The following is an 11,576-nucleotide window of genomic DNA, read 5'->3' on the forward strand; positions in this document are numbered from 1 at the left end:
GGGCGGGGGCCGCCGCGGTCCCGCCCCTTGGGAGGGCGGGACCGGGGGCGGATGCGGTGGGGCGGTGGGCCGCCGCCCATCGCCGCCGCGCCCGCTGCCGCGCGGTGCGGCCGCCGGGCGGGTCACAGGGCGCGGGCGGTGATGTCGCCGTAGGAGGTCGTCGCGTGGATCTCCAGGTCCGGGGTGCCGCCGGTGTTCTGGAGCGAGTTGTGGACCCGGCCGAAGGAGGTGCCCGCGTCCAGAGTGGCGGAGGCCCCCCGGGCGGCGGCGACGGAGATCCGGCCGTGCTCGGTGCGCAGCGTGAGGGAGCCGCGCACCGCCTCGGTGACGTCGATGTCGCCCTTGCGGGTGCTGATCTCGGCGGTCCCGCCCAGGCGGCCGACCGTGACGTCGCCGGCCTGGAGGTTGAGGCGGGTGCTGCCGGCCTCGTCGAGCTTGACCGTGGCCTGCGCGCCCTCGAAGGCCACGTCGCCGAGCCGCCCCACGCCCCGCAGTTCGGCGGCGGCCGCCGTGGCCTCGACGCTGGAGCCCGAGGGCAGTTGGACGGTCACCTCGACGGAGCCGGAGTGGCCCAGGATGCGCTTCTCGGGCTCCGCGGCCCGGACCCACAGAACGCCGTCGCCGTAGGCGACCTCGATCCGGGCGGCGGCCTTGGCGTCGCGGCCGCTGGAGGCGTCGGCCGGCAGGACCTCCACCGTGGTGTCGGACCGGTCGGCGGCGATGAAGCGGACGCGGCCGGCGGGGATGTCGAGGACGGTGGCGATCGGGTCGGGGGTGGTGAAGGTGTGCATCGGTGTCTCCTCGGCCTGCGGGTGCGGACCGTGCGGCCCGCTTGTTTCTGACAATGGAAAAGCTACGTTGCTTTCCTAATTCTTGCAACACACTCATTGCGCAAGAGTGGCATATACGCAGTTCAGAGGATGAAGATCGTTGCATCGTGCGCATATCTAACGCAACGTCGATGCGGCGTCCGTTGCATCCGGTGAGTTTCGAACGCTATGCTGGCGGCATCGTCCACACGGGGAGGGACCTCCATGCCGGGAGGCAGGCTCACACAGCAGGAACGCCAGCGGATCGCGCTGGGGCTGGCCGACGGCCTCGCCTACGCGGAGATCGCCCGGGGGCTCGACCGCCCCACCTCGACGGTCACCCGCGAGGTGATGCGCAACGGCGGCCCCACCTCCTACCGCGCCGACCTCGCCCAGCGCGCCGCCGAACGGCGCACCCACCAGCGCCGGCGGGCCGCGCCCAAGGGGCCGGCGGCACCCCCGCAGGCCGAAGGGCGCGACCCCGAGGCCATGCGCGAGTACGAGGAGAACTTCACCACCATCCTCATGCAGAGCGGCCTGCCCAAGATGACCGCCCGGGTGCTGGTGGCCCTCTACACCACCGACGCCGGGAGCCTCACCGCCGGCGAACTCGTCCAGCGCCTCCAGGTCAGCCCGGCGTCCATCTCCAAGGCGGTCTCGTTCCTGGAGGGCCAGGGCCTCATCCGCCGGGAGCGCGACGAGCGCCGCCGCGAGCGCTACGTCGCCGACAACGACGTCTGGTACCAGTCGATGATCGCCTCGGCCCGGTCGCACGCCCAACTGGTCGCGACCGCGCGGGAGGGCGTCGGCATCCTCGGCCCCGGCACCCCGGCCGCCGTCCGCCTGGAGAACATCGCCCGCTTCATGGACTTCGTGGGCGAGAGCATCATCCGCGCCGCCGAGCAGGCCCGCGACATCCTCTACGTGGCCCCCGAGGCGCCCGCGGACCGCACCCCCGAGCCCGACCGCCCCTGACCACCCGCCGCGCGGCCCCGCCGGGCGGCGCAGGTATCAGACGAGTATCAGCAGGCCGGATAGGCGGGCCGGGGGTCGGGGGCGGGACGGTGACCTGGGCGGGTACCCCCGCACGCGAAAGCGCGAGGGCCGCCACCGTGTCCCCCCTCAAAAATCACGGTGGCGGCCCTCGCTCGGGAACGGTCGCAGACTCCTCCCCCCTGGAGTCGCGACCTGAAAGCTCGCGAAGCGCGCTATTTCTCTCTCGCGCTGGTACAGAGATTACCCATGGACACCAGTCATAACAACCCTCCGTCACGGGGAATTACTTAAAGTGATGGCCATTCCGGGGTCCATGGCGTGCCAAGTCGGGACGGCTCGCGCCAAACCGGGGCCAGGGGAGCGCGGCGCCGGGCCGGACATAGCCTGGATGGGTGCGCTTCCCGCTTCTGCGACCCCGCTGGCTCGGCATCCACCTGCTGGCCGTCCTCGCCGCCGTCACCTGCTTCGGCCTGGGCTACTGGCAGTACCTGCGTGCCCAGGAACCCGAGCGCGACGCCATCACCAGCCCCGTCGAGGACCTCGGCGCCGCCGTCCCGCTCGACTCCGTGCTGGAACCCGGCGCCTACATGGCCGAGGCCGAGGCGAACACCGCGGTGACCGCCACCGGCACCTACGCCGACGCGCCGCTGCTGGCGCCCGCGCTGTCGCCCGAGGGCGACGAGGGCTACCACGTGGTGGTCCCGCTGGTCACCGGCGACGGCACCGCGCTGGCGGTGAGCCGCGGCTGGGTGCCGGCGGAGGAGGCCGACGCGGTCGACGACCTCGCCCCGCTGCCCGAGGGCGAGGTCGAGGCCACCGGCTGGCTGATGTCGCCGCAGAAGGAGGAGGACGGCTACGTCGCGGTCGACGTCCCCGACGGCCAGATCGAGCGCATCGCGCCGTCGCTGCTGGTGAACGCGTGGCCGTACCGGCTCTACGAGGGCTACCTGATCCTGGGCGAGCAGACCCCGGCCGACGGCACCGAGGGGCCGGCGGCGCCGCGCCTGGTACCGCCGCCCGAGCCGCCGCAGGGCATCCAGTGGAACTGGCGCAGCCTGAGCTACGCCGTGCAGTGGGTGGTGTTCGGGGGCGCGGTGCTCGTCTTCTGGGGCTCGCTGATCCGACGCGAGTCCGCGGCCGCGACCGGCGGCGGGGAGGGGCCGGAAGGGCCGGCGTCCGGCGGAGCCGACGGCGGCCTGGAGGCGGTGCGCGGCGGCGGCTCCGCGTAGGGTCGGCTCCCCCCTGGCCTGCGGGCGGCCACCCCGCCGCGCCCGCTGCCGCCGGTCCGGGCCCCGTCAGGTGGCCGCCCGCCCCGGGCGCCGGAAGCGCCGGCCCTTGCGCCAGATGGCCGCGATGTCGAGCGTAGCGGTGATATCGCTGGTGGGGTCGCCCCGGACCAGGAGGAGGTCGGCCTGGTGTCCCGGGCGGATACGGCCGCGTCCGGGCAGACCGAAGCAGTCGGCCGGGGCGCTGGTCGCGGCCGTGAGCGCCTCCATCGGGGTGAGCCCGGCCCGCACGAGCAGCTCCAGCTCCACATGGAGGGTGGCACCGTGGGCGGTGTCGCTGTTGGAGGCGTCGCTCCCGGCGAGGATGGTGACGCCCGCCTCACGGAGCATGCCGACGGTACGGACAGGGACGTCCAGGTCATAGCGGGCCTGTTCGCCGAGCGGGACGGCCCCGAAGGAGAGCATCTGCCGGGAGGCGTCGTCCAGGTGGGGGGCGACGCGGGGGTCGGACAGCAGGTCCGGCCCGTGGAGCCGGCCGAACAGGCCGTCGAGGACGGCGAGCGTGGGGATCACCGCCGTGCCACCCTCGGCGAGCAGGTGCGGGAGGTCGGCGTCGGCGTGGCGGTCGACGAACAGGTGGGCGAGGACGTCGGCGCCCGCCCGTGCCGCCAGGCGGGCGTCGTCGGCGCTGAGCACGTGCGCGATGGCGAGCCGGCCCCGGGTGTGGGTGTGGCCGACGAGGGCCGCGACCGTCTCCTCGCGCAGGCGCGGGAGCGGCATGCCGGTGCTGGAGCCGTCGTCGATCAGGATCTTGACGAAATCCGACCCCTCCGCCAACCGGTCGGCGACGAACGCCTCGGCCTGCTCGGGCTCGGTGAGGGTGGGGAACGGCGGCAGGTAGCCCATGTCCACGAGGTAGGCGCCGTAGCCGCCGGGGACGGTGGCCGCGGTTCCGGCGCTGCGGACGTCGGCCATGGCGGCGTCGCCCGCCGCGCGGGCGCGCAGCCCGGCGATCATCACGGGGTCGGACATCAGGTCCAGAACCGTCGTCACGCCGAAGGCCAGGGCCTGCTCCAGGCTGCCGGGGAAGACGTGGGCGTGGGCGTCGATGAGGCCGGGCAGCAGCGTGCGGCCGCGGCCGTCGACGACCTCGGTGCCGGGACCGGCGGGCACCGGGTCCGTGCCGACCCGGGTGATCAGGCCGTCCGCGACGGCCACGTCGGCCCGGGGCAGGAGGGTGTCGCCGGTGAACACGCGCGCGTCGCGGATGATGAGGCGCTTCTCTTCGTCATACATTCGTGTATGTATAACATAATGGAGCCATGAGACGTTCTCCTGCCGAAGCCGCGCGCACCCGCCGGGCCGTGCTCACCGCCGCACTGGAGGTCTTCGGCGAGCGGGGGTACGCGGCGGCGACGCTCGGCGCGATCGCCACCCGGGCGGGACTCACGCGCGGCGCGGTGTACCACCATTTCGCCGACAAGGGCGAGTTGTTCCTCGCCGCGATCAACGAGAACTGGGCCCAGGCCGCCGGGCCGGTCTGGGCCCACCTCGACGAGGAAGGCGTCGAGCCGCGCGAGCGCATCCGCCGGTTCCTCGTGGCGTTCTTCGTCGCCTTGGAGCGCGACCCCGTGCTCCGCACGGTGTTCCGCCTGACGTCGCAGGGCGGGGACTTCCCCGAGCTGGCGACGGGTCTGCACGACAAGCGGCGCGCCATGGACCTCTGGCTCGCGCGGCTCACCGAGCTGCTCGCGCGCGGCGGCACCGGCGCCGGGGACGGACCCGCCTCCCCGCCGCGGGCACGCTCCGCGGCCCTGGCGATCGTCTCCGCCGCCAATGGGGCGGCCGCGACGTGGCTGGCCTGCCCCGACCTGTTCTCCCCGGCCGATGAGGCGCGGCCCCTCGCCGAGGCGATCCTGAACGGCGCGTTCCCCGAGACCGAGGGCGCCGCCTGAGCGGCGGCGGCCCCGGCCGGCCGCGGGCGGGCCGGGCGGGGCGTACGCCTTTCCGCCGCGCCGACCCACGGCCCTCCGGGGCCGCGTGGGGCCGCCGATGCCCCCGGTCGTCCGGCCGCGGGCCGGACGCCGGTTAGGCGCCCGGCGCGGAGGCCCCGGTGGCGGGCCGCGACGGTGCGGCGGCCCGCTCCTCGCGGGTGAGGCGGTGCTCCAGGATGAGCCCGACGAACGGCAGGGTGCCCGCCGCGGCCACCAGCACGGTGCGGCCCGCGCCCCAGCGGCGGTCCATGGCGAGCCACAGGACCACGAGCACGTAGGCCATGTAGATGTAGCCGTGCGGGATCGCGACCGGGGCCATCAGCGCGGAGTCGTCGCCGAACCAGCGCTCCATCCCGGCCGGAGCGGCCATGAGCGAGAACCGGGCGGTCTCCCCGATCAGGTACTTCGCGGGCATCGCCACGAACGTGAGGACCAGCAGGAAGATCCCCGTGACGTAGGCCAGCACGCGGTACAGCGTGAAGGGCAGCCGCTTCTTCTCCACAGGGTCACCTCGGGGGTCGCGTCGACGGGGCCCGGCGGGCGCGCGGGCGCCGCCGCCGGGTGTGCTCTCCCTCCGAGCCTAAGCGCCCCCCGGAGCGCTCCTCATGCGGGTCGGGTCACACCGGTCGGCGGCGCCGGGGCGGGTGTCGCCGCCGGTCAGCGCGTCGCCTTGCGGGTGGGGCTCTGCCAGCGGCCGTCGGAGCGCGCGGTCCACGCCTGGGGGATGGTGCGCAGGGTCAGGCAGGCGTCGGTGATCCGGAGGGGCAGGAAGAACAGCCCGTAGACGAGGTAGCCGGGGCGGCGCCGCGCGACGGCGAGCACGCAGGTGAGCAGGTAGTCGGGGACGAAGAGGCCGACGGCGATCGCGGTGAGCGGCAGGACCGAGGTGACGGCGGCGTGCCCGGCGGCATAGGGCGCCCACGCGAGGACCGCGCCCCCGGTGACCTCGGGCAGCAGGGCGAACACGCCGAGCGCGACGGTGGCGAGCAGCACCAGGGCGACGACCACCACCTCCAGGATGTAGAAGAACAGGGCGAACCAGAACAGGCTCGGCCAGACGCCGTGGCGGCGGACGGTCTGCCAGAACCCGAGGCTCCAGCGCCGCACCTGCTTGACGTAGTCGCCGAGGTTGAACGGGTCCTGGCTGTACGCCTTGGTGTCGGGGCTCATCGCGATGCGGCCGAGCCGCTTGTGGTGCACCTCGAAGGTCATGTTGAAGTCCTCGATCACCAGCCCCTTGGGGTTGATGTCGAGCCGGCGCAGCACGCTGCTGCGGTAGGTGCTGGCGAAGCCGGGGACGATGAACGACACGCTGGTGAACCGCCAGGTCTGGCCGAACCGGAGCAGGTACTGCAGCAGCCAGTACAGGCGGTCGCGGTAGGCCGAAATGAGCCGGCCGATGACGGTGCGTTGCCGGGGCGTCCACTCCGCGACCACGAACCCGGCGACCGCCGCCACGTCGGGGTCGCGCAGCTGCCGGCGGACGCCCTCGACGTAGCCGGCGTGGAGTTCGGTGTCGGCGTCGAGGATCACCACTCCGTCATAGTTTTCGGTCAGGTCGAATTCCGCGATCACGGCCTCGATCGCGCCGGCCTTGCCGCGGTTGGTGAGCAGTTCCAGCACGTTCACCCGGGTGCGGGCGGCGATGTCGGCGGTGGCGTCGTGGGAGCTGTCGGAGACCACGTAGATGTCCCACCGGTTGAACAGCCGCAGCGCCGAGGCGATGGCGCCGTCGATCACCGGCTCCTCGTTGTGCGCGGGGATGACGACCGCGAGCGTGGCGGGGGCGTGGTCGGCGGCGGGGGCGGGCGCCGCCGGCGGGCCGGCGGGCGCGGGCGGGGTGTCGAGGGCCGCCGCGGGGCCGGGTGCGGCGGCGCCGTCGGCCGCCGCAGCGGCGCGCACCAGCACCCGCGCCCCGCCCCCGGCGGGGGCGGGACCGGCGGGAACGGCCGGGCGGGCGCGGCCGGTGCGCCGGGTGGCGAGGGCGCGCACCGTGTCGTCACCGAGGCGGAGGAGCCCGATGGCGGACCAGGCGATGAGGTTGCCGCCGACGGCGAGCCAGAGGAACAGCGGCGAGGCGCCGGGGCCGCCGGCCCCGAGGGCGTAGCGCAGCCACGCGGTGGCGACGCCGACCACCGTCACCAGGGCGAGGAGTCCGCCGAGCCAGCTTCCGATGAATCGCGCGGTACGCACGGGGGATGCCTCCAGGAGGTGTGTTTTCGGACCGGCGGTAACCGACATAGACAGCAATATGCTGACGTTTCTCCTCCGCCGGAAGTTCACCCGCCTTGGCGACCTAATTTGGCCAGCAGAATCGTATGCCCGGACTTGCGGTGACTGGGGGCCGTTGATGCAATACCGGCAGGACGGCCGGGAGCGGATTCCCCCGATTCCGTCCGACGGTCCGCGAACGCGACCGCTCTGCTCCGTCGAACGCCGGCCCCGATGTCATCCCCCACCGGCCCGGCGGGCGGCCCCGACCTGGGCCGACCGCCCGCGCCCCCGCCCGCGGCGGCGCGCAGCGGCCCGGACACGGAGAGGAACCGCAGTGCGCGTCGCCCTGCACCAGCCGCATTATCTGCCGTGGCTCGGCCTGATCGACAAGATCGACCGGAGCGACCTGCTGGTCGTTCTCGACCAGGTCCAATACGCGCGGAACGGGTGGCAGAACCGGAACTACGTCGCCGCGGCGAGCGGTCCGATCCTTCTCACGATTCCGGTCGTCCGCGGGGAAATCACAACCCGGATTACGGACAAAGTCGTCAATAATAATCAGAACTGGCGAGAAAAGCACCTGAGGACACTGACGGAACAGTGCTACGCACGCGCCCCGTTCTGGCGGGAGTTCCGCGAGCCGATCACCGCCTTCTACGCCACCCGCTGGGAGCGCCTCGCCGACGCCGCGCTGGCCTCCACCCGCCTCGTCCTCGACGGGTTCGGCATCACCACCCCGCTGGTGCGGGCGAGCACGCTGGGCACGTTCCCCGGCAGCAAGAGCGAACTCCTCGCCCAGATCTGCGCCAAGGTCGGCGCCACCACCATGCTCTCCGGCGACGGCGCCCGCGACTACCTCGACACCGACCTGCTCCGCGGCTACGGCGTCGAGGTCGAGTGGCAGGACTTCCGCCACCCGCGCTACCCGCAGCACGCCCGCGCGGGCCGCGACTTCCTGCCCCGCATGGCGGCGCTGGACCTGCTCCTCAACACCGGACCCGATGGCCTGCGCCTGCTGCGCGCGGCCCGCTCCGGGACCGCGGCCGGCCCGCCCTCCGAGGCCGGCGACCGCCCCTGACGCGGTGCGGCGCGTTCCGCACCGGCCGCGCGCGCCGTCCGCCCCGGCCGGCGCGCGCACTCCCCCGACGCCTAGGAGGTGGCATGACGATCGACTGGTCCCAGCAGCGCATCCTGATCCTCGCCCCGCACCCCGACGACGAGACCCTGGGCTGCGGCGGCCTGATCAGCAAGGCCAAGGCGGCCGGCGCCGAGGTGTACGTCCAGTTCCTCACCGTGGGCGACACGGCCGACCACTCCGAGCGGGGGTTCTCGACCGCCGTCGAGCGCTACGCCGAGATCAAGGAGGTCGCCGACCACTTCCGCTGGGACGACTGGCACATCGCCTTCCCCGGCGACGACTACCACCTCAAGCTCGACCGGATGCCCCGCTTCGAGCTGGTGGGGGCCATCGAGCGGCACAGCCCGCTGTCGATCGACACGCTGCGGCCCACGGTCGTCTGCGCCCCGCACCGCACCAGCTACAACCAGGACCACCAGGCGGCGGCCGAGGCCGCCCACACCGCCCTGCGGCCGTCCAACGCCCGGCTCCGCCACCACCCGCCGCTGGTCCTCGCCTACGAGGAGGCGGCCGACCAGTGGCGCCACGAGGCCACCACCCCGCCGAACCTGCTCGTCGACCTCACCGAGCAGGACCTCGCCGCCAAGGTCGACGGCATGCGGCTGTACGGCACCCAGATCCACGACCACCCCCACACGCGCTCCGAGCAGACGCTGCGGAGCCTGGCCGTCCTGCGCGGCATGCAGGGCGGGTCCGCGCTCGCGGAGGGCTACCACGTCCTGCGCTGGCTGGCCTGAGCGCCGACCCCCGCCGCACCGCGCGGCACGTCCGCACACCACCGACCCTGGGAGGGGAAGCGACGTTGAAGGCCGTTGTGACCGGCGGAGCCGGGTTCATCGGGTCGCACCTGTGCGACCACCTCATCGCCCACGGACACGAGGTCGTCGCGCTCGACGACCTGTCCACCGGAAGCCGGTCCAACCTCGACCAGCTTATGGACGACCCCGCGTTCACCCTGGTGACGGGGTCGATCCTGGACCAGGGCCTCGTCGGCGACGTGGTCGCCGAGTGCGACACCGTGTTCCACCTGGCGGCCGCGGTCGGCGTCCACACCATCGTGGACCACCCGCTGGAGTCGCTGCACACCAACCTGCACGGCACCGAGAACGTCGTGGCCGCCGCCGCGGCCCGCGGCGCCCGCTTCCTCATCGCGTCCACCAGCGAGGTCTACGGCAAGAACGACGCCGACGGCCTCACCGAGGAGGCCGACCGCGTCCTCGGCTCCCCGCTCAAGAGCCGCTGGTCCTACGCCGCCGCGAAGGGCCTGGACGAACTGGTCGGCTACGTGTACGCCCGGCAGTCCGGGCTGCCGTGCGTGATCACCCGCTTCTTCAACATCGTCGGCCCCCGCCAGAGCGGCCGCTACGGGATGGTGGTCCCCCGCTTCGTCGACCAGGCGCTGGCCGGGGAGCCCATCACCGTCTACGGCGACGGCGACCAGCGGCGCTGCTTCGGCTCGGTGTCCGACGTCGTCCCGGCGGTGGTCCGGCTCATGGACACCCCCGGCGCCTACGGCACGGCGGTCAACCTCGGCGGCGCCGAGGAGGTCACCATCCGCGGCCTCGCCGAGCGCGTCATCGCCCTCACCGGCTCCACCAGCACCATCCGCCACGTGTCCTACGCCGACGCCTACGGCGAGGGCTACGAGGACATGCGGCGGCGCATGCCCGACACCACGCGCGCCCGCGACCTGATCGGCTACACGCCGCGGCACCGCCTGGACGACGTCATCCGGGCGATCGTCGACGCGCGGCGGTCCACCCCCGCCGGCGCCCCGCTGGCCACCGCCTGACGCCCGGCCCCGCGGCGCGCCCCCGGCGCGCCGCGGGACCGCCGCGCCTCCCGCGCCTACCCCGCGACGGCTCCCGCCGCGACCGCCGCTGCCAGCGCGAGGGTGCCCGCGCTCAGCAGCACCAGCGCCCACGGGCGGGCCACCGGCGCCGGGGGGAACCCCGTGGCGTCGTCGTGGCGGCCGTGCGCGGTGGCCCGCCAGCGGCGGCGCAGGTGCGCCATCAGCACGCCCGCGACGGCCGCCACCGCCAGCACGCAGCCCATCCGGTACAGCGGGCCGGGGCCCGCCGCCCCGGGCCCGCCGGTGAACGGGTCGCGCAGGTACAGCAGCGCGACGGCGACGACGACGATGAGCGTGCGCTGCCACGCCAGCAGGGTCCGTTCGGGTTGCAGCCCGGGGTCGCGGCCGGGGGTCACGGCCAGTAGTTCCCGAGCAGCACCGCCGCGCACACGACAGCGACCCCCACGGTGGTGATGACCGGCAGCGCGCTCACCGGCAGCGGCAGGTCCTCGCGCATGGCCTGCTGCACCCGGAACCAGCGCACCGGGGCGTAGACGGTGATGACGGCCGCCAGCGCGGTCAGCGCGAGCCCCACGGTCAGCCGGGCGCCGGGCCGCCAGTCCAGCGGCACCAGGTGCAGCACCGCCACCGCGCCCGCCACCAGGGCGAGCGCCGTGCGGATCCACGCCAGGAACGTGCGCTCGTTGGCGAGGGTGAAGCGGTAGTCGGGCTCGCGCCCGCGCGGCTTCCCGGCGCCGCCCGCCGGACCGGACACCTCCGCTGCCATGGCTCCCCCTTCCCTCGCCCCTTCCGACCCTAGTGAAGTCGATCTTTTCCGCCCAAGCCGGTAGGACGGGGGGTGTTTCACCGGGGAGCGCCCCCATCGGGGCGACTTCCGCCGCCGGCGACGCTTGCGGAACAAATCAGCGGGCACGACCGCTCTACGAGGCAGCAATCCACCGACCGTGATCAGGAGACTCCGTGGCCACCATCGAGCTCACCAAGGAAAACTTCAACGAGACCCTGACCGAGAACGAGTTCGTTCTCATCGACTTCTGGGCGTCGTGGTGCGGCCCGTGCCGGCAGTTCGCCCCGGTGTTCGAGAGCGCGTCGGAGACCCACAGCGACCTGGTGTTCGCCAAGGTCGACACCGAGGACCAGCAGGAGCTCGCCGCCAGCTTCGAGATCTCCTCGATCCCCACGCTCATGGTCGTGCGCGACAAGACCGTCATCTACGCCCAGCCGGGCGCGCTGCCCAAGGAGGGGCTGGAGGACCTGATCTCCCAGGCGCGCGCGCTGGACATGGACGAGGTCCGCAAGGAGATCGCCAAGCAGCAGGCCGACGGCGCCACGGCCGAGTGAGCCGCGGCGGCGGGGGCGGCCGCCCCCGCCGCCGGGCCCGGCGGG

At 73.8% G+C, this 11,576-nt stretch carries 13 protein-coding genes; 7 read left to right on the forward strand and 6 right to left on the reverse strand.

All coding sequences use genetic code 11. The features are described from left to right. Positions 1-122: 122 nt before the first annotated feature. Positions 123-791, reverse strand: a complete 669-nt coding sequence (locus NT8_RS23795; RefSeq protein WP_067973926.1) for a DUF4097 family beta strand repeat-containing protein — start codon at positions 789-791, stop codon at positions 123-125. Between the two features lie 243 nt (positions 792-1,034). Between NT8_RS23795 and NT8_RS23800 the strand changes: the two genes are divergently transcribed. Together NT8_RS23800 and NT8_RS23805 are read left to right on the forward strand one after the other, a co-directional pair. Beyond that, the gene (locus NT8_RS23800) at positions 1,035-1,784 is read left to right on the forward strand and encodes a MarR family transcriptional regulator (protein WP_067973930.1); all 750 of its coding nucleotides are present in this window, start codon (positions 1,035-1,037) and stop codon (positions 1,782-1,784) included. Between the two features lie 413 nt (positions 1,785-2,197). After that, entirely contained in the window at positions 2,198-3,034 is an 837-nt protein-coding gene (locus NT8_RS23805; RefSeq protein ID WP_084469227.1) for an SURF1 family protein, read from the forward strand. A gap of 66 nt (positions 3,035-3,100) precedes the next feature. On the opposite strand, the gene NT8_RS23810 is transcribed toward NT8_RS23805, so the two are convergent. Continuing rightward, positions 3,101-4,327 (reverse strand): amidohydrolase family protein, encoded by a 1,227-nt coding sequence (locus NT8_RS23810; RefSeq protein ID WP_067973933.1) that lies wholly within the window; start codon positions 4,325-4,327, stop codon positions 3,101-3,103. A 26-nt stretch (positions 4,328-4,353) separates the two neighbouring features. Here NT8_RS23810 and NT8_RS23815 point away from each other — a divergent pair, with 26 nt between their 5' ends. After that, positions 4,354-4,986, forward strand: a complete 633-nt coding sequence (locus NT8_RS23815) for a TetR family transcriptional regulator (RefSeq protein WP_084469228.1) — start codon at positions 4,354-4,356, stop codon at positions 4,984-4,986. Between the two features lie 133 nt (positions 4,987-5,119). Here NT8_RS23815 and NT8_RS23820 read toward each other — a convergent pair whose 3' ends face one another. Then, positions 5,120-5,527 carry a DUF3817 domain-containing protein gene (locus tag NT8_RS23820; protein WP_067973939.1) on the reverse strand — a complete coding sequence of 136 codons (408 nt, stop codon included), beginning with the start codon at positions 5,525-5,527 and terminating at the stop codon, positions 5,120-5,122. A gap of 155 nt (positions 5,528-5,682) precedes the next feature. After that, positions 5,683-7,218 carry a glycosyltransferase gene (locus NT8_RS23825; protein ID WP_067973941.1) on the reverse strand — a complete coding sequence of 512 codons (1,536 nt, stop codon included), beginning with the start codon at positions 7,216-7,218 and terminating at the stop codon, positions 5,683-5,685. Between the two features lie 355 nt (positions 7,219-7,573). On the opposite strand from NT8_RS23825, the gene NT8_RS23830 reads away from it, so the two are divergent. From NT8_RS23830 to NT8_RS23840, 3 genes are all read left to right on the forward strand, one after another. Further along, a complete protein-coding gene (locus NT8_RS23830; protein WP_067973944.1) occupies positions 7,574-8,317 on the forward strand; it encodes a WbqC family protein in 744 nt (247 codons plus the stop codon). 83 nt (positions 8,318-8,400) lie between these two features. Then, entirely contained in the window at positions 8,401-9,114 is a 714-nt protein-coding gene (locus tag NT8_RS23835; protein WP_067973950.1) for a PIG-L deacetylase family protein, read from the forward strand. A 65-nt stretch (positions 9,115-9,179) separates the two neighbouring features. Next, on the forward strand, positions 9,180-10,169 hold the full coding sequence (locus NT8_RS23840) for an NAD-dependent epimerase/dehydratase family protein (RefSeq protein WP_067973953.1): 990 nt from the start codon (positions 9,180-9,182) through the stop codon (positions 10,167-10,169). Positions 10,170-10,225: 56 nt separating this feature from the next. Here the strand turns inward: NT8_RS23840 and NT8_RS23845 are convergent, their stop codons facing one another. Beyond that, positions 10,226-10,585 carry a DUF202 domain-containing protein gene (locus tag NT8_RS23845; RefSeq protein ID WP_067973956.1) on the reverse strand — a complete coding sequence of 120 codons (360 nt, stop codon included), beginning with the start codon at positions 10,583-10,585 and terminating at the stop codon, positions 10,226-10,228. Next, positions 10,582-10,956 carry a YidH family protein gene (locus NT8_RS23850; protein WP_067973958.1) on the reverse strand — a complete coding sequence of 125 codons (375 nt, stop codon included), beginning with the start codon at positions 10,954-10,956 and terminating at the stop codon, positions 10,582-10,584. Before NT8_RS23850 ends, NT8_RS23845 begins: the two co-directional genes overlap by 4 nt. A gap of 194 nt (positions 10,957-11,150) precedes the next feature. Here NT8_RS23850 and trxA point away from each other — a divergent pair, with 194 nt between their 5' ends. After that, a complete protein-coding gene (gene trxA, locus NT8_RS23855; protein WP_067973960.1) occupies positions 11,151-11,531 on the forward strand; it encodes a thioredoxin in 381 nt (126 codons plus the stop codon). Positions 11,532-11,576: the final 45 nt, after the last annotated feature.

Origin of the sequence: Nocardiopsis trehalosi NBRC 14201, assembly GCF_001552555.1 — a bacterium.
GTDB lineage: Bacteria > Actinomycetota > Actinomycetes > Streptosporangiales > Streptosporangiaceae > Nocardiopsis_B > Nocardiopsis_B trehalosi.

Coding starts and splice junctions, on each gene's coding strand:
- NT8_RS23810 (WP_067973933.1), bottom strand. CDS start 4,327: ATGTATGACGAAGAGAAGCGCCTCATCATCCGCGACGCGCGCGTGTTC.
- NT8_RS23795 (WP_067973926.1), bottom strand. CDS start 791: ATGCACACCTTCACCACCCCCGACCCGATCGCCACCGTCCTCGACATC.
- NT8_RS23835 (WP_067973950.1), top strand. CDS start 8,401: ATGACGATCGACTGGTCCCAGCAGCGCATCCTGATCCTCGCCCCGCAC.
- NT8_RS23850 (WP_067973958.1), bottom strand. CDS start 10,956: ATGGCAGCGGAGGTGTCCGGTCCGGCGGGCGGCGCCGGGAAGCCGCGC.
- NT8_RS23800 (WP_067973930.1), top strand. CDS start 1,035: ATGCCGGGAGGCAGGCTCACACAGCAGGAACGCCAGCGGATCGCGCTG.
- NT8_RS23815 (WP_084469228.1), top strand. CDS start 4,354: ATGAGACGTTCTCCTGCCGAAGCCGCGCGCACCCGCCGGGCCGTGCTC.